The sequence below is a fragment of the Bartonella bennetti genome (genome assembly GCF_045945445.1).
Classification (GTDB): Bacteria; Pseudomonadota; Alphaproteobacteria; order Rhizobiales; family Rhizobiaceae; genus Bartonella.
On record NZ_CP174576.1, the window covers coordinates 922,756 to 940,444 of the forward strand.

16 protein-coding genes are annotated in these 17,689 nt (G+C 36.7%); 7 read left to right on the forward strand and 9 right to left on the reverse strand.

The genetic code is table 11. The annotated features are described in order from the left end of the window. The first annotated feature begins 6 nt into the window (after window positions 1-6). From radA to ACJTDF_RS04135, 4 genes are all read left to right on the forward strand, one after another. Window positions 7-1,422 (forward strand): DNA repair protein RadA, encoded by a 1,416-nt coding sequence (gene radA / locus ACJTDF_RS04120; RefSeq protein ID WP_407965074.1) that lies wholly within the window; start codon window positions 7-9, stop codon window positions 1,420-1,422. A 110-nt stretch (window positions 1,423-1,532) separates the two neighbouring features. After that, complete coding sequence (locus tag ACJTDF_RS04125) at window positions 1,533-2,072, forward strand: CvpA family protein (protein ID WP_407965075.1); 540 nt, start codon at window positions 1,533-1,535, stop codon at window positions 2,070-2,072. Between the two features lie 130 nt (window positions 2,073-2,202). After that, window positions 2,203-3,696: an amidophosphoribosyltransferase gene (gene purF, locus ACJTDF_RS04130; protein ID WP_407965076.1), complete on the forward strand. Its 1,494-nt coding sequence runs from the start codon at window positions 2,203-2,205 to the stop codon at window positions 3,694-3,696. Window positions 3,697-3,698: 2 nt separating this feature from the next. Next, on the forward strand, window positions 3,699-4,448 hold the full coding sequence (locus tag ACJTDF_RS04135; RefSeq protein ID WP_407965077.1) for an SDR family NAD(P)-dependent oxidoreductase: 750 nt from the start codon (window positions 3,699-3,701) through the stop codon (window positions 4,446-4,448). Window positions 4,449-4,543: 95 nt separating this feature from the next. On the opposite strand, the gene pssA is transcribed toward ACJTDF_RS04135, so the two are convergent. From pssA to cysS, 5 genes are all read right to left on the reverse strand, one after another. Beyond that, complete coding sequence (gene pssA / locus ACJTDF_RS04140; RefSeq protein WP_407965078.1) at window positions 4,544-5,374, reverse strand: CDP-diacylglycerol--serine O-phosphatidyltransferase; 831 nt, start codon at window positions 5,372-5,374, stop codon at window positions 4,544-4,546. An 8-nt stretch (window positions 5,375-5,382) separates the two neighbouring features. Then, entirely contained in the window at window positions 5,383-6,081 is a 699-nt protein-coding gene (locus ACJTDF_RS04145) for a phosphatidylserine decarboxylase (RefSeq protein WP_407965079.1), read from the reverse strand. Between the two features lie 104 nt (window positions 6,082-6,185). Then, window positions 6,186-8,069: an ABCB family ABC transporter ATP-binding protein/permease gene (locus tag ACJTDF_RS04150; protein WP_407965080.1), complete on the reverse strand. Its 1,884-nt coding sequence runs from the start codon at window positions 8,067-8,069 to the stop codon at window positions 6,186-6,188. Between the two features lie 125 nt (window positions 8,070-8,194). Then, window positions 8,195-8,863, reverse strand: coding sequence for a DUF421 domain-containing protein (locus ACJTDF_RS04155; RefSeq protein ID WP_407965081.1), 669 nt, complete (start codon window positions 8,861-8,863; stop codon window positions 8,195-8,197). A gap of 44 nt (window positions 8,864-8,907) precedes the next feature. Continuing rightward, window positions 8,908-10,416, reverse strand: a complete 1,509-nt coding sequence (cysS, locus tag ACJTDF_RS04160; RefSeq protein WP_407966219.1) for a cysteine--tRNA ligase — start codon at window positions 10,414-10,416, stop codon at window positions 8,908-8,910. A gap of 877 nt (window positions 10,417-11,293) precedes the next feature. Between cysS and ACJTDF_RS04165 the strand changes: the two genes are divergently transcribed. Next, the gene (locus ACJTDF_RS04165; protein WP_407965082.1) at window positions 11,294-11,671 is read left to right on the forward strand and encodes a TIGR02301 family protein; all 378 of its coding nucleotides are present in this window, start codon (window positions 11,294-11,296) and stop codon (window positions 11,669-11,671) included. A gap of 552 nt (window positions 11,672-12,223) precedes the next feature. On the opposite strand, the gene ACJTDF_RS04170 is transcribed toward ACJTDF_RS04165, so the two are convergent. Beyond that, complete coding sequence (locus ACJTDF_RS04170; protein ID WP_407965083.1) at window positions 12,224-13,552, reverse strand: dihydroorotase; 1,329 nt, start codon at window positions 13,550-13,552, stop codon at window positions 12,224-12,226. Window positions 13,553-13,615: 63 nt separating this feature from the next. Between ACJTDF_RS04170 and ACJTDF_RS04175 the strand changes: the two genes are divergently transcribed. After that, complete coding sequence (locus ACJTDF_RS04175) at window positions 13,616-14,482, forward strand: YgfZ/GcvT domain-containing protein (protein WP_407965084.1); 867 nt, start codon at window positions 13,616-13,618, stop codon at window positions 14,480-14,482. After that, entirely contained in the window at window positions 14,482-15,111 is a 630-nt protein-coding gene (locus tag ACJTDF_RS04180; RefSeq protein WP_407965085.1) for a YfbR-like 5'-deoxynucleotidase, read from the forward strand. Before ACJTDF_RS04175 ends, ACJTDF_RS04180 begins: the two co-directional genes overlap by 1 nt. 137 nt (window positions 15,112-15,248) lie before the next feature. Here ACJTDF_RS04180 and panB read toward each other — a convergent pair whose 3' ends face one another. The 3 genes from panB to recO are packed head-to-tail and all read right to left on the reverse strand — an operon-like array spanning window position 15,249 to window position 17,688. Beyond that, window positions 15,249-16,064, reverse strand: coding sequence for a 3-methyl-2-oxobutanoate hydroxymethyltransferase (gene panB / locus ACJTDF_RS04185; RefSeq protein WP_407965086.1), 816 nt, complete (start codon window positions 16,062-16,064; stop codon window positions 15,249-15,251). Between the two features lie 12 nt (window positions 16,065-16,076). Continuing rightward, window positions 16,077-16,922, reverse strand: coding sequence for a pantoate--beta-alanine ligase (panC, locus tag ACJTDF_RS04190; RefSeq protein WP_407965087.1), 846 nt, complete (start codon window positions 16,920-16,922; stop codon window positions 16,077-16,079). Window positions 16,923-16,941: 19 nt separating this feature from the next. Then, window positions 16,942-17,688 carry a DNA repair protein RecO gene (gene recO, locus ACJTDF_RS04195; protein WP_407966220.1) on the reverse strand — a complete coding sequence of 249 codons (747 nt, stop codon included), beginning with the start codon at window positions 17,686-17,688 and terminating at the stop codon, window positions 16,942-16,944. Window position 17,689: the final 1 nt, after the last annotated feature.

A 17,689-nucleotide genomic window follows, 5' to 3' on the forward strand; every position in this document is an offset into this window, starting at 1 on the left:
ACTAGTATGGTACGTAATCGTCTTCAATTTATTTGCCAAAATTGTGGCGCCGTCCATTCGCGCTGGACTGGAAAATGTCACTCCTGCGGAGATTGGAATTCTCTTACCGAAGAGAGTATAAATAGTGGTGTAGGTAGTGGTCCTCCTAAAAATATTCGTAAAGGTCATGTGGTTACACTTACATCTCTTTCTGGAGATATAGAAAATATTCCGCGTATCCATTCTGGCATTGCCGAACTCGATCGTGTTACCGGCGGTGGTTTTGTCCGTGGATCAGCATTACTTATTGCCGGCGATCCGGGCATAGGAAAATCAACATTGCTAACACAAACAGCAGCAGCCTTATCGCAAAAGAGATATAATGTCATCTATGTCTCAGGTGAAGAAGCTATTACACAAATTCGCTTACGTGCACAAAGACTTAATGCAACAAATACAGCGGTTCAACTCGCTGCTGAAACCAATGTTGAAGATATTCTCGCAACTTTAAACACACATAAAAAACTTGATATGGTTATAGTTGATTCTATTCAAACTTTGTGGTCGAATCTAGCAGATTCAGCACCCGGAACCGTAACACAAGTCCGTATCAGTGCTCAAGCGATGATCCACTTTGCAAAAAAAACAGGAGTTTCTGTTGTTCTTGTTGGTCACGTCACAAAAGATGGACAAATTGCTGGACCTCGTGTTGTTGAACATATGGTTGATGGTGTTTTTTATTTTGAAGGTGAAGGTGGACACCATTATCGAATTTTAAGAACTATGAAAAACCGGTTTGGACCAACGGACGAAATTGGTGTCTTTGAAATGTCAGACAAAGGATTACGGGAAATTTCTAATCCATCTGAATTATTCTTAGGTGAGCGTAATGAAAAAGCACCAGGAGCTGCCGTTTTTGCAGGAATCGAAGGTACACGCCCTATATTAGTAGAAATTCAAGCTCTTGTTGCTCCCTCTTCACTTGGTATGCCACGACGTGCTGTCGTGGGATGGGATGGGAATCGTCTTGCAATGATTCTAGCCGTATTAGAAGCTCATTGTGGTATCCGCTTTGGACAACACGATGTCTATCTTAATGTTGCAGGTGGTTACCGAATATCAGAACCTGCAGCTGATTTAGCAGTTGCAGCTGCTTTGGTATCTTCTCTTACAAACATCCCTCTTCCAACTCACTATGTGTATTTTGGTGAAGTCAGTCTCTCAGGAGCAATCCGCTCCGTTGCACATTCAGGACAACGCATTAAAGAAGCAAAAAAGCTAGGCTTTCAAGGAGCTTTTCAACCTACAGCAACAACCGAAACAATAAAATCACAAAGTTTTCAACAACACACATTCTCTGATCTTCCCGAATTGATTGCGGCCATTACTTCAGATAAAAACGATCTGTACCAGAGAAAAATAATTAAAGAGAAAATTCTATAAAATGATAAAGATTCTTGATATAAAAATAGAAAGTCGACATAACCAAAAATAAAAAATGTATTTTCATACTGATTACAATGAAATGCAACGCATATATAAGGAATCAAAAAATGAGTGTAACAATTCTAGACGGTATTGTCGTAGTAGTCATCCTATTTTCTTCTTTTCTAGCTATGCTTCGCGGTTTCTCACGTGAAGTATTATCACTCATTTCTTGGATAATTGCAGCAGTTTCAACGTTTTATTCATTTAAACTTATATTACCCTTCACTGAACAATATTTCTCTAATAAAATGATAGCATTGGTTATCACGTTTTTCATGATTTTTATCATTGTTCTTATCATTACCTCTATAATCACTATGAAAATTGCTGATTTTATTATTGATAGTCGAATTGGTGCACTTGACCGTACCGTTGGATTTATTTTCGGAGCATTCCGTGGCTTATTGATTACTGTTATCAGCGTACTGCTTATCAATGCACTTATTAAACCTGAACAACAATCCGACTGGCTAAAAAATGCACAAACAAAACCTATGTTAGATTCACTGAGTAAAAAAATAGCAGAAATGATGCCAAAAGATCTCGATTATACTTTTGAAATAATAGAAAAGTTCTTTAAAAAAGATGACACAACAGATAATTAAATTACAAATATTATTAAACCAATTAACGATGCTATTATTCGCAGAATAAGAAATAGTTTTTTTAAGAATGAGTTTTAAATAATATGGAGTGTATGATGTTAGCTATCCTTTACGTCATAACTGAAAGAATATGATGACAAAAATCAACGCTTCTTGTCAGGAATTTTCATTAGATGACGACACACTTCATGAAGAATGTGGGGTATTTGGTATCCTTGGACATGAAGAGGCAGCAACAGTGACGGCTCTTGGATTGCACGCGTTACAGCATCGTGGTCAAGAAGCTGCAGGAATTGTTTCTTATCATAACAAGATATTTCACCAAGAAAAACATTTAGGTCTTGTAGGTGATCACTATACAGATTCCGCAACATTAGCTCGTCTACCAGGAGATCGTGCTATCGGACATACCCGTTATTCAACAACAGGCGAAGTAGCATTACGCAATGTACAACCTCTTTTCGCAGAATTAAATGCTGGAGGTATTGCTATTGCTCATAACGGTAATCTAACAAATGGCCTTACATTACGCCGTGAATTAATTGCCTCTGGTGCTATCTGCCAATCAACATCAGATTCTGAAGTCTTTCTCCACCTTATTGCCCGCTCACGTCATGAATCATCATCTGACCGCTTTGTTGATGCTATTCGACAAGTAGAAGGTGGATATGCTATGTTAGCATTAACACGTACTAAACTCATTGCAGCACGTGATCCAACAGGCATTAGACCGCTTGTTATGGGCCAACTTGATGGTAAACCAATCTTTTGTTCAGAAACCTGTGCTCTTGATATTATCGGAGCAAAATATATTCGTGATGTTAAAAATGGTGAAATCATCATATGTGAAATACAAAAAGACGGTCAAATTACTACAGAAATTATTAAACCAGAAATAGAGAAACCAGAAAGGCTTTGTCTTTTTGAATATGTCTATTTTGCTCGTCCCGATTCAATCGTCGGAGGGCGAAGTGTCTATGTAGTCCGGAAAAATATGGGTATACATTTAGCACGAGAAGCACCTTGTGATGGTGATGTTGTGGTTCCTGTTCCTGATGGAGGTACACCTGCAGCAATTGGTTACGCGCAAGAAATTGGAATTCCTTTTGAGCTAGGCATTATTCGTAATCATTATGTTGGTCGTACTTTTATTGAACCAACTCAACAAATTCGTGCTTTCGGTGTTAAATTAAAACATTCTGCAAACCGTTCTATTATTGAAGGAAAGCGTGTTATTTTAATCGATGACTCAATTGTACGTGGAACAACATCTGTAAAGATTGTAAGAATGCTTCGCAATGCAGGAGCGAAAGAAGTTCATATGCGTGTTTCCAGCCCAATGATTTTATATCCTGATTTTTACGGTATCGATACACCTGCAATTGAGAATCTTTTAGCTAATCAATATCCAAACCTGCAATCCATGTGCAATTTTATTGGTGCTGATTCATTAGACTTTCTTTCAACTGATGGTCTATATCTTGCTGTTATAGGAGAAAAACGAAATAACTCTCACCCACAATTTACTGATCATTATTTTACTGGCCATTACCCTACACATCTTACTGATCAAAAAAGTACTCCAATAGTTCATAAATTATCTGTTCTAAAAACAAGAAATTAATAATGATAAAATCTGATTTTGATCTTACTGGATGTGTTGCTCTTGTCACGGGCGCCTCTAAAGGAATTGGTTATCATTTAGCATTAGAGCTAGCAACACGTGGCGCTCATATTATTGCACTTGCACGAACAATAAGTGGTTTAAAAACGCTTAATAACGAAATTAAAAAAAAAGGTGCTTCTGCAACGCTAATACCACTCGATTTGCATAATATGGAAGCTATTGATGCATTAAATATATCAATTGAGGAACGTTGGAAGAAACTTGATATTTTAGTTGCAAACGCTGCAATTTTAGGAGCTCTTTCACCAATAGCTCATACCGAAAATGCAATGTTTGAAGATATATTGCAAATAAATCTTACTAGTCAATGGCGTTTAATGAAAGCAGTCGAACCTTTATTGCTCAAATCTGATGCTGGACGTGCTATTCTTCTTTCATCAAGTGTTGCTCATTGCGCACGCGCTTTCTGGGGACCTTATGCAGCTTCTAAAGCCGCCCTAGAACTTCTTGCTCGTTGCTGGGCAGAAGAACTCAAACAAACACCTATTAAAGTTAATTGCGTTAACCCAGGTGCTACACGTACTACAATGCGCGCACAAGCTCTACCTGGTGAAGATCCTCAAACCTTACCTTCTCCACAAGAAGTTGCAGCAGAGATAGCCTATCTCTCATCACCTCACTTAAAAGAAACAGGAAGGCTTTTTGATGTTCGTAAAAAACGATTTATGAACTATCATATTCCTGATTAACTGTAATCTGTATATACTACAAAACTAATTGTAGCCTTTCTAGAGTAGATACTCTAATTTTTTTTAAGCGAGTTGTAGAGCTTTCGGATTATTAATTAGCTATCTATAATGTTTTTCATTTTTTCTTCTAAAACAGCTCGTTTACTATAAATCCAAGCACTGTAAGGAAGAAAAGCCATATAACCGAGAGCTGTTATTAATAAAGTATACCACATATAAGTGGCTAGAAAACCAACATAAATAACAATGGCTAGCATACATGGTACTACAATATCTCGCCTCAAATTATTACCTATTGTTTTTCCACTCCATACTGGTAAACGGCTTACCAAAAGAAAGGCAATAATCACAGTATAAAAACTAAAGAATAAAGCCCATCCCCAATCGGGAACTAAACCTACCCCCCCTAAATAAACAGGTAATAAAAGCATTAATGCACCTGCTGGTGCAGGAACACCAATAAAATAATTTCTCTGCCACTCCGGTATATCAGAATCATCTAGCATCACATTAAAACGAGCTAACCGCAAACAACACGCAACACAGTAAACAAGCGCAGCTACCCAACCCACCTGATGAGCCTGAGACAGTATAAAAGAATAAATAACAAGGGCAGGAGTAACACCAAAATTAATAACGTCAGCAAGCGAATCCATCTGCGCTCCAAAAGATGAAGTACCATCCATCAAACGAGCAACACGGCCATCAGCTCCATCTAAAATTGCTGCCAAAAGTATGACTAAAATAGCTGATTCATAGCGATTCTCAAAAGCCAAACGAATACCATTCATTCCCGCACAAATTGCTAAAATAGTAATAATATTAGGAATAACATACCGCATCGGTATAGGTGAACGCCGCCGATGAGCACCATCATCACTTTTTCTTTCAGGTTCAAATGAAGAAAACGGTGAAGAATTTTTCATGTCTCATCCTAATCAAGCCTAAAGTCATTTACAGCAACGTCATCACCAAAAGAGCCTAAAACTGTTTCTCCAGCAATTGCTATCTGACCAACTGCAACACGCAATTTTACATTAGCTGGCATATAAACATCAAGACGAGAACCAAAACGTATTAACCCAAAACGTTGTCCAGAAATAATTGAGTCATCTTGTTTCTGCCAACAAACAATCCGACGAGCAATCAATCCTGCTATCTGTACAACACCAATTTTTCCATGTTCACCATCAATGACCATTCCATTACATTCATTAAATTGACTAGCTTTATCAAATTCAGCATTAGAAAATTTACCCGGACGATAAACGATAGACTCTATCGTACCACTCATAGGCACACGATTGATATGACATGCAAAAATATTCATAAATACAGAAACACGTACCATTTCTTGATCACCTAATCCCAACTCTGCAGGCGGAATACATGGCTCAACAAAAGAAATACGACCATCAGCAGGAGAAAGAACCCAATTCGAATTCACAGGGATCACTCGTTCTGGATCGCGAAAAAAATATATACACCACATTGTTAGAACAAGACCACACCAAAACAATGGACTCCAGATTAAGCCTAAAATGAGTGAAATGATAAAAAATACTATAATAAATGGATAGCCTTCTTTGTGAATTGGGACGAATCCATTTTGGATAGATTGTACAATAGTCATATAGTTTCCTATTCATAGATGATTTAATAACTAATAAATTCTTTTCCCCTATTTGTATATTTAATCAATCACTATACATAAAATCAGCTACCATTTTATGTAATTTATTTACCACGATTAACAACACCTAGTTCATCCTCTTCACGCATTTTTCGTAATTTCTCTTCAGCTTGTGAAGCCTCAAGCTGCTTATTCCACATTGATGCATATAAACCTTTTTTGCATAAAAGATCAGCATGTGTACCTTTTTCAATAATACGACCATTTTTGAGCACCAATATCTCATCTGCGCCAACCACAGTCGAAAGACGATGGGCAATAATCAATGTTGTACGTCCGCTGCTTACAATATTCAATGCTTGCTGAATTTCCTGCTCTGTCGTTGTATCAAGAGCTGCAGTTGCTTCATCTAGAATAAGAAGCGGTGGCGCTTTTAAAAGTGTTCGTGCAATAGCTAAGCGTTGTTTTTCGCCCCCAGATAATTTAAGACCACGTTCACCAACTAGAGATTGAAATCCCTCTGGAAGCATCTCGATAAATTCCGATATCTGAGCCATTTTAGCAGCTTTGCGCATCTCTGCATCTGTAGCATTTGGGCGTCCATAACAAATATTATATGCAATTGTATCATTAAATAAAACTGTATCTTGTGGCACCATGCCAATCACTTCACGTAAACTTCTCTGAGTGACATCACGGATATCCTGTCCATCTATGGTTATTGACCCCTCATTAACATCATAAAATCGAAAAAGTAATCGAGAAATAGTTGATTTACCAGCGCCTGAAGGCCCTACAATTGCAACAGTTTTACCTCCAGGTACTTCAAAATCAATATCTTTGAGAATTGGACGAGCTGAATCATAGGAAAATTTCACTCGATTAAACCGGATAGTACCATGAGTCACCACAAGCGATTTAGCACTTGGCTTATCAATAATTTCTTGCGGAACATCCAAAAGATCAAACATCGCTTCAATATCCGTTAACCCCTGCCGAACTTCACGATAAATTGATCCAATAAAGTTCAATGGAATGGATAGCTGCATTAAAAGCGCATTGATAAAGACGAAATCTCCCAAAGTTTGCGTCGTGTAAGCTACTTCGTAAGCTGACATTAACATAAGAATTGTCATCCCAATACCAAAAATAAGGGCTTGACCAAAATTAAGCCAGCTTAAAGAAGTCCAAATTTTCACTGCAGTTTTTTCATAACCAGCCATAGAAGCATCAAATCGACGCGCTTCTAGGTCTTCATTGCAAAAATATTTAACTGTTTCAAAATTCAACAAAGAATCAACTGCACGTGTATTTGCTTCTGTATCCGCCGTATTCATCTCTTTCCGAACATTAATGCGCCAATCACTTGCCTTAATCGTAAACCAGGTATACAAACCAACTGTTATCATAACGACAAGAAAATAATACCAGCCATAACTTATATAAAAAATAAATGCTGTTAGGATAAATTCTAAAATAGTTGGTATTGTATTAAGAATCGAAAATCGAACAACGGCCTCAATTCCCTTTGTGCCGCGCTCAATAATACGAGAAAGGCCACCAGTTTTCCGTTCCAAATGGAAACGTAAAGATAATTCATGAAGATGAACAAAGGTCTTATATGCTAATTGGCGAATAGCGTGCTGACCAACGGTCGCAAAAAGAGAATCGCGTAGCTGGTTAAATCCAGCCTGAGCAATACGCGCAACGTTATAAGCTAAAACTAATATGATAAGCACCGCCCAAGTCGATGAAGGCCACACAGGTGGCCTAAAACTCATATCAAGTGCATTCGTAGCATACTTAAAGAAATATGGGATAGACATGAGAATCAGCTTTGCTAAAATAAGGTAAAATACCGCCCATACAACGCGCATTTTTAGATCAGATCGATCTGATGGCCACATATAAGGCCATAAATTATAAAGTGTGCGTAGGGTCTGGCCTGAAGCCGCTGACACAGTTTTTATGATTCTATTCTGTTTCATAAAATCTTTACTTCTTTATTACCCATTTAATACGCACAAAAACAGCTCCTATATTGCTCTTTCATAGAACGTATCATACCTTTTATTTACCTCTAGTAAACTACACAATACAAATACATTTAAAATTAAACCGTTCTTGGAAAAGGAACAAGAAATAATCCACTATAGAACTTATTGCTTTTATCTATATTCTCATACCACTCTGCAACAAATAAATCTTCAACTTTTACACGTTTCTCTTTCAACTCTGTCTTAAGCCATTTCTTTGTTTTACCAATCTCTTTAAGATTTTCTTCAAGTATTTCACCATTTGTTACTAAAATAACAGACCTCTTACCTTCTTCTTTTTTAACAACAGAAAAATCACCATTTGTCTCTAATCGAACAAAGTCGGCTTCATGTAAACTACATCCTTTAATACTTAACATCGTAGCCAAATCATTTACACAGATCCCTAAACGCTTAATCTCATCGAGCTGAAAGACACCATCTACAACAAGTTTGGCATTTCCTCCCGCAATAAGTCGATGAAAAAATACTGAATATCGTGCCAAAAAATTAAAAGATGTAATTAAAATTTGCCAAATAAATAAAACAAGCAACAACTGGATACTACTAATATTTGAATTATAAATAACTCCTCCAATAATGCCTCCCAAAACAAAATTGCTCACCAAGTCAATTGGTGTCATTTGACTGAGACTGCCACGACCTGTTGTTCTTAAAATAAACAAAAAAGCGATAAGACCCACAACTAGCTTAAGTGCGATATATCCATAACCATATAATTCCATAAAAATCTCTCCTCATATTTATGAGAGCTACTCGAATACGGGAATTAGAATTGTTTCATCTCCCACGTGGTTATACGCTCACCAGTCTGCGGATCTTTACTATCTTTTAAGAAGACCCCCCCTGCTGCAAGCTCATCACGAATTTTATCTGCAGCTGCCCACTCCTTATTATGGATAAGACAAAGCCTTTCGGCAATACGCTGATCAATAAATTGTAAATCAAAATGCATTTTGCTAATGAAGAGTGGACATTCTTTTTCCTTAACCAACTCCTGTCGCAATAACCCCAAAAAATCCATACCACGTGCAAGAGCTACAACATTGTGTTTTTTATAAAATTTTCTTAAAATAGTAATTGTATTCCAAGTATTAAGATCATTACTTAATGTTTTAATTAAAGAAGAATCAACAGATTGTTTATCATCCAAACACCATTTTTCACTACGAAGCAATTCATACCAGCGATATAACTCATTACTGGACTGTACTAAACGCTGCATTGTCCAATTTAAAGGCTCTCGATAATGCGTTTGTAACATCGAAAAACGTATAGATAAGCCTGCCCAGATCCGTTTTACTTCGTCTGATAAAATACCCGCAAACTCGAAAAAATCATTCTCTAAGAGTGAACGAATAGTGACGAAATTCCCAAGACTTTTAGACATTTTTTTGCCTTCAATTTGCAAAAAACCATTATGCATCCAAAAATTAGCCATTCGTTCTGTCCCAAAAACTGAACAACTTTGCGCAATTTCATTTTCATGATGAGGAAAAATCAAATCAATACCACCACCATGAATATCAAAAATATTTGCAGTTGGATCCTCACAAACAAAACCACCACCATAAGGAGATAACAACTTCGCCATCGACATTGCTGAGCACTCAATATGCCAACCAGGACGACCTAAAACAGAAACTCCTGCTGGTGATGTCCAGCCTGGTTCTCCTTGAGCGGAAGGTTTCCACAAAACAAAATCCATTTCTCCCTTTTTATAAGAAGCCACTTCTATGCGTGCTCCCGCTCTCATTTCGTCAAGCGACCGTTTTGCAAACATACCATAACGAGGGTTGTCTCCCATACTGCTGACAGAAAATAATATATGATTGTCTGCTATATAAGCATAGCCCTTTTCAAGAAGCCTTTCAATCAAAGACCGTATTTCCTCCAAATGATCCGTTGCACGCGGTTGACTAGTCGGTGGCAAACAACCAAGCGCCAATGTATCTTGCTGAAATTGATAAGATGTATGCTCTGTTAATTGATGAATAGCATCGTTAAGTTCTAGATTGGGATATTGAAAAGCTGCTTTTGCATTAATTTTATCATCCACATCAGTGATATTACGAGCATATATAACATGGTTCTCGCCATAAACATGACGTAATAAACGAAATAAAACATCAAAAACAATAACAGGACGAGCATTACCGATATGGGCATAATCGTAAACTGTTGGACCGCAAACATAAAGGCGTACTTTAGTAGCATCGATCGGTATAAAATCCTCTTTTTTCCGTGTCAGCGTATTATAAAACCGCAACTCTCCCATCATCACACTCCATTCGTGATACTTCTTAGCCATTCCTTTAAAAATTGTTTACATCATCGCACTAATAGCACTATTTGAAAAGAAATATTGCCCTATTGCATCTACTGCTAACATCAATTTTTTCATATATAACATAAAAAAAATAGTAATAAACGCTCATTAGCAAACACACTAACTGTACAGACTCAAAAAATTAAAACAAATCAAACTGTTCATTGTTTTGAATATCGAATAAATTAGCTATTTGGTTTGGTAAAAGATATAACCTCAAAATATCTGATAACATATAAGTTGTCTTATTAACTTTATTTGAAATAGGATAAAACTCAAAATCATCATATACTGAGCTTATCATAAGGTCCATAACATCATTTCCCTTGAATGAGAATAATCAAACCACCCTACAATAAATGTAATTGAAAATAAAAACTACACATACATTTTTTATAAAATTCAAAGTTATTTTCTTTTGTGCTTCAATTCAATAAAGAGATATCTATTTTATGCTAAAAACAATAATCCGTTTTTATTAATGAAGCAAAGTCATTTTATTTGTTATGAGCAAATATTAACTGCCTTTATCTATCAGAAATAATTTCCATCAAGATAGAATTATAAATAAGAAATACTATGTAATCTTATGGAGAAAAGAACATTGATTGCATAAAAAACAAATATTTTAAAATACTCAATTTTAATATTTTCATATTTATTTTCTTATGTCTATCATGCCCTAAATACTTATTGGACATCTATAGCGAATAAGAATGAGTGAGCTATTTTCTGACTCTATTTATCAAAATATAGTCCGTAATAAAATTCCTCTATTCATTATCGAAATTCATAGAGATACTGTTAAAAGAGAGCAATAAAAATAATGAATAATATATTGATAAATATCATTTTTTTAATTTTTTTCTTAGTTCCAACACCAACCTTTACGCAACAATTTCCACCCTATTATATCAAACTTGTACGATTAGCAGAAATTTTAGGATCCCTGCATTATCTACGTAATCTTTGTAGCCATCCAACAAATCAATGGTATGACCACATGGTTGCATTAATTGAAGCAGAAAAACCAACACCCCAAATACGTGCTCATCTATATGAAACTTTTAATGCAGCTTACAGCGCTTTTTCAAAAAATTATCATCGTTGTACAGATTCAGCAATCGAAGCAGATCAAAGATATGTAAAAGAAGGCAACGCTTTATCCACAAGCTTACTTAAGCATTTCAATAATGAAAACTAGAAAACAAATCGATAGATCCCTTATTTAACTGACATAAGCAATCCCAAAAAATAAATTAACCTATAGAAAATACAAAAGATTTTATTTCTGATAAACATGATTTTATGCTATCCTTTTATTATAGATCTCTATAATCTCTAGATTTTTCTTACTTTTCTTTCTCTTTATCGACTTTACCGAGCACTTTTGTTGCTAGGAAATGCACTCTATCTGGAATCCTTAGGACCATAAAAATATACCTCTCATAAAATAATAATATCTTATGATTTTCTGAGAGAAGCCAAATTTTAAATTTTCAAATCTCGCCAACTTGTCAAATGAAATATGAGATAATTACTTCTTAAAATATACTATTAGCTGCAGAAGAAATTTAAGTAAACTGTCCTTGCGGATCATCATCGTTACAACAAGAAAGTAATACTCTAATAATTATTACTTCTAGCAAAGTAATTAAAAAAACGATCCGACTATCCCATACATCCTTTTCTAGCGAGTACGCGCATTACTCCATAGTCGATTTGTTTTATAGACACAATATCCGTTTTCTTGGTGCTACGATAAGACTTCTGTAAATTTAACAGGCTCACCTTGTGAAGGTGTAACAATTTCGCCTTCCCACATAACCCGCATGCCACGGATAATTGTCCCTACTGGCCATCCTTTTACCTTTTTGCCATCATAAGGTGTCCAACCAGCGCGTGAACCAACTAACGTATTCGTAATAATCTCCTGACGTTTAAGGTCAACAATAGTCAAGTCAGCATCATATCCAACAGCAATACGCCCTTTACAGCTTATACCAAAAACCCGATTAGGACCATGCGAAGTAAGATCAACAAAACGCTCAAGAGACATGTTCCCTGCATTAACATGGGTAAGCATAATTGCTGCTGTTGTCTGTACACCTGTTATCCCTGAAGGAGATGAGGGATAAGGCTTATGTTTCTCTTCACGCGTGTGCGGAGCATGATCAGAACCTAAAATATCGATAATGCCTTGCTGAACCCCATACCAAAGACCTTCACGATGACGTTTTTCGCGAATAGGTGGATTCATCTGGATAAATGTACCAAACCGTTGATAATCATCAGCGCTCAAAGTCAAATGATGCTGCGTAACTTCAACTGTTGCTATGTCTTTATGCTCTTTCAAAAAATCAACTTCTTCCGCTGTAGAAAGATGTAATATATGGATACGCGCTCCTGTTTCACGTGCGATTTTAACTAAACGCTGTGTACATTGTAAAGCGGTAGTCTCATCACGCCAAACTGGATGTGATGATACATCCTCTGTAACACAAAAAGCTTTACGTTCTTTAAGCCGTGCTTCATCTTCACAGTGAAAAGCTGTGCGACGGCGTGTATTTTGCAAAATAAGACGCACACTTTTATCATCCTCCACGAGAAGATTACCTGTCGATGATCCCATAAATACTTTAATACCAGCAACACCAGGAAGTCTTTCTAACTCTGCTAATTCATAAATATTATCACGTGTTGCTCCAACCCAAAATGCGTAATCACAATGCATTCGATGGAATCCACGTTTAATCTTATCATTCAGAGCTTCTTTCGATATCGTTAATGGATTGGTATTTGGCATTTCAAATACTGCTGTAACTCCCCCTAAAACAGCAGAACGCGAACCACTTTCCAGATCCTCCTTATATTCCTTACCCGGTTCACGAAAATGAACTTGGCTATCAATTATACCAGGCAAAATATGAAGACCTGTACAATCAATTACCTCTCCACCAGATGCGCATGTGAGATCACCAATTTCAACAATACGACCATTCACAACACCAATATCGCGCTTACTGCTACCATCATGATTAACGAGCGTTGCGCCTTTAAAAATTGTATCAAATGTTTTAAACATAGCCATGCTCCTTGTATATCGCTTCTCCATCGTTATGTAACTCTGAGCAGAAAGGCAAGAACCATGATTGAAAAACAGAATGCCATAAATTTAAAAAACCGTAAAATTATTAAAGTTATAGGTGAAGAAGCAACACATTTTCTGCAAGCTCTTATTACTACAGATGTAACAAAAATAAACTCACAGGAGCTCTTTCCTGGTGCCCTATTATCCCCACAGGGAAAGGTTATTGCTGATTTTCTCATTGGCAAAATAGACCAAAACTATATGATTGATATTGCGGCTTCCTTAGCTGATGCTTTTCATAAGCGTCTTACCCTCTATAAACTCCATAAAAAAATAGAAATTACACAACCATTACAAGAGATTATAAATGTTTTTTGGCAAAATGAATTAGATAGTTTGAATTTTAATTTAAGTTTTATAGATAAGCGATTCCCAAAGAAGGAAAAAGTAGTACGAACTTATGGAAAAATTCCTTTTCTTATTCCAGAGTATAATATTTATTGGGATCGAATGCGTATCCATTATGGGATAGCAGAAAGTGATCAAGATTATGAAATAGGTAAAGTCTTTCCTCATGATATTAATTATGATCAAATTCATGGACTTTTCTTCAATAAGGGATGTTATATTGGACAAGAGGTTATTTCACGAATGCATCATCGCAGAACAGCTCGCCGCCGTTTTTTAGTGGTCAAAAGCCAATATCCCTTAACCTCAGGCTCTACTGTTAAAGCAGGTACAAAAATACTTAGTCAATTAGGAACATGCGTCAAAAATGAAGCTTTAGCCTTAATGCGTATTGATCATGTCAAAGAAGCTATGGAAAAAAATCTTCAATTTACAGTAGATGATACTCCTGTAACAATTAGTATTGCTGAAAATATGAATTTCACCTTCCCTAAAAGCTCCGTAGAGGCTAACTAATGGCTAAAGCTGAATTATCAAAAGATGGAACAATGCGTGCGTGGCAAAGAATGCTTTCTGGTCGACGACTTGATTTACTTAATCCTTCTCCTTTTGATATTGAAATTGAAGATATTGCCCATGGCCTCGCTCGCGTTGCACGTTGGAACGGACAAACAAAAGGAGAATATGCTTATTCTGTCGCACAACATTCACTTTTTGTCGAACAAATATTTCAGAAACTTTTCCCACAGTCCTCCAATGAAGAATGTCTTTGTGCTCTTCTTCACGATGCACCAGAATATGTTATTGGCGATATAATTTCACCGTTTAAAGCTGTGATAGGAAAACATTATGAGCGCGTAGAAAAACGTATACAAGATACCATTCACATACGCTTTTCTCTACCCGTCAATCCACCTCAAAAGATCTTAAAAAAAATCAAACAAGCTGATCGCATTGCTGCTTTCTATGAAGCCACTGCTCTTGCTGGTTTTAGTATAGAAGAAGCTCTTCGTTATTTTGGTCATCCAAGTAATATTTTACCTGATGGATTCAATTTACAACCATGTTCCACGCAACAAATTGAAAACGCCTTTTTAATTCGTTTTAATGATCTCGATGTTCCAAGACCACATTCTGGCTCCTGATTTTTTTGTCATAACTGAAAAAATATAAAATTTCTTACTATCACACGGCCATTACTTTGGTGAAATATTACGTTTCTATTGTATCTCTCTCTATGAATCTCTTCATCTTTTCGCAGAATTTCCTTTTTAAACTTAATTTATTTGAGCTTGTAAACCTCTGAATCAGCTGGAAAAATGCGTGATTTAACATCATTCGCATAATTCCTAATTGCTGTATCCATCGCTTGCTCGAAAACACCATAACGACGCACAAATTTAGGTACATAAGTGCCATAACCTAACATATCTTCCATCACTAAAACCTGTCCATCACACTGATTAGACGCACCAATACCAATAGTAGGAATAGAAAGATTCTCTGTAAGTTTTACCGCCAATGGCTCTACCACCCCTTCCACAACAACAGAAAAAGCTCCTGCCACTTCAATAGCTGTAGCATCCGCTTCAATTTGTGGCCAATCATTTTTATTACGCCCTTGCGTCTTAAAACCGCCAAAACGATTCACCGCTTGTGGTGTGAGACCAATATGACCCATAACTGGAATACCACGATTGCATAAAAAACTAATTGTTTCTGCCATATAAGCACCACCTTCAAGCTTCACTGCACCACATCCTGTTTCTGCAATAATACGGGATGCATTAGTAAAAGCTTGTTCTGGACTTTGCTCATAAGAACCAAAAGGCATATCGACAACAACAAGAGCTCGTTTAGAGCTACGCACAACAGCTTGTCCATGCAAAATCATCATATCCACACTTACAGGGAGCGTTGTATCAAACCCATATATAACCATACCAACGCTGTCACCAACCAAAAGTACATCACAATGTGAATCAGCAATCCGTGCGCTATAAGCCTGATAAGCTGTTAAAGCAACAATAGGTTCTTGTTTCTTTCTCAAACGTATTTCAGAAGCAGTAATACGCTTTATATCTTTATGAGAACTCATTTTTCAGCCTTTTTATTGTAATATATATTGATCAATAAGTCTAACTTCACCAAAGCAAACGGTAAGCAACAAAACCGCAGACGTGTTTAATTCCTTTTTAATCACGCATAAAGTTTCTATATCACGTAAATCTATTGATTCAATAACAGCACGTGGTTCTTTTTGTAAAACAGAGCGGACAACTTCACACAATTTATCAACGGATCTTTCACCTTGCTCATAAAGTCTCTTAACAGCTTTAAGGCTTTCAGGAATAATTTTTGCAGCTTTGCGATCTTCTAATGTCAAAAGTTTATTACGTGAAGAACTAGCAACTCCATCTGCATCACGTAAAATAGGAACACCGACAATTTCAACAGGAAAAGCCAAATCTTTGACCATACGACGGATAATCAAAAGCTGTTGAAAATCTTTTTCCCCAAAAAAAGCTTTATCTGGTTGCACAATATTAAAAAGTTTAGCAACAACACTGGTCACACCACAAAAATGTCCTGGACGTAATTTGCCCATCAAAATACGTGATAATTTTTTTACCTCTACAATTGTCTCATTGCCTAGCGGCCACATTTCTTCTACAGAAGGCACAAAAACATACTCAACATTCGCTCTTTTCAATAAAGAGCAATCTCCTTCTAGATCCCTCGGATATATATTAAAATCTTCATGGCGACTAAATTGCTTGGGATTAACAAATATAGAAACCACTACACGATCACACATTGCCCGTGCCTGTCGCACCAGTGCAAGATGGCCATCATGCAACGCCCCCATAGTTGGTACAAAACCAATTGACAGCCCTAAACGTCGCTCCTCTCTGAGGTATTGACGCAACTCAGCAATTGTTTGCAAAGTTTGCATTCTATCTACTTTCACAAAATCAAAATGTTGACGCTTCCATACAAAACCGCCGTTCAAACAATTGTATCAAATTAACACGCAAAGACGGCTGTTTTATACCTCTCGCCTCCCAAACATAGCGTGTTAAAAAAAAATCTGTCAGAATTAATCCTTTGTTTATATCATTAAAATCAACAGGACGAACGGTTTCTTTTACAAGAAATTGCGGTAAAAGTAAAAGCTTATCTTTCCAAGGGCGTCCTATTTCCTCACATACAGCACGTCCCGATTTTGGAGAAACATAACAAAGTTTTTCTTGACGACCTGTTACAGCACAACAAGACAAATCGAGTCCAAAACCAAGTTCTTCAAGCAGTAGAAGCTCAAAACGTACAAGTAATTCAGCATTTATAAATGGATCATCAAAATTTCGCATAAAAAAATATAACATATCATACAAAACAGGATGAGGATCACGCTCAGGAAGAAGCCGTAAATGAGAAGCCATCAATTGCAGGGAATAAAGTGCCTCTGGTAGAACTATCAATCTTGAAGCATGCAAATCAAGTGCTTCAAGCCTAAATAATCCTAAATTTTCATCTAAACGTGCCCACCATTCAGCTTCAACAAAATTTCCAGGCTGAAGGAGAGGAGCCATACGACGAGAACGACCACCTTTTACAATTCCCATATAGCGACCATGCTGTCGTGTCATAATTTCAAGAATAACGTTCGTTTCACCATGTTGGCGTGTACCGAGAATGATAGCTGGTTCTTTCCATTTCATT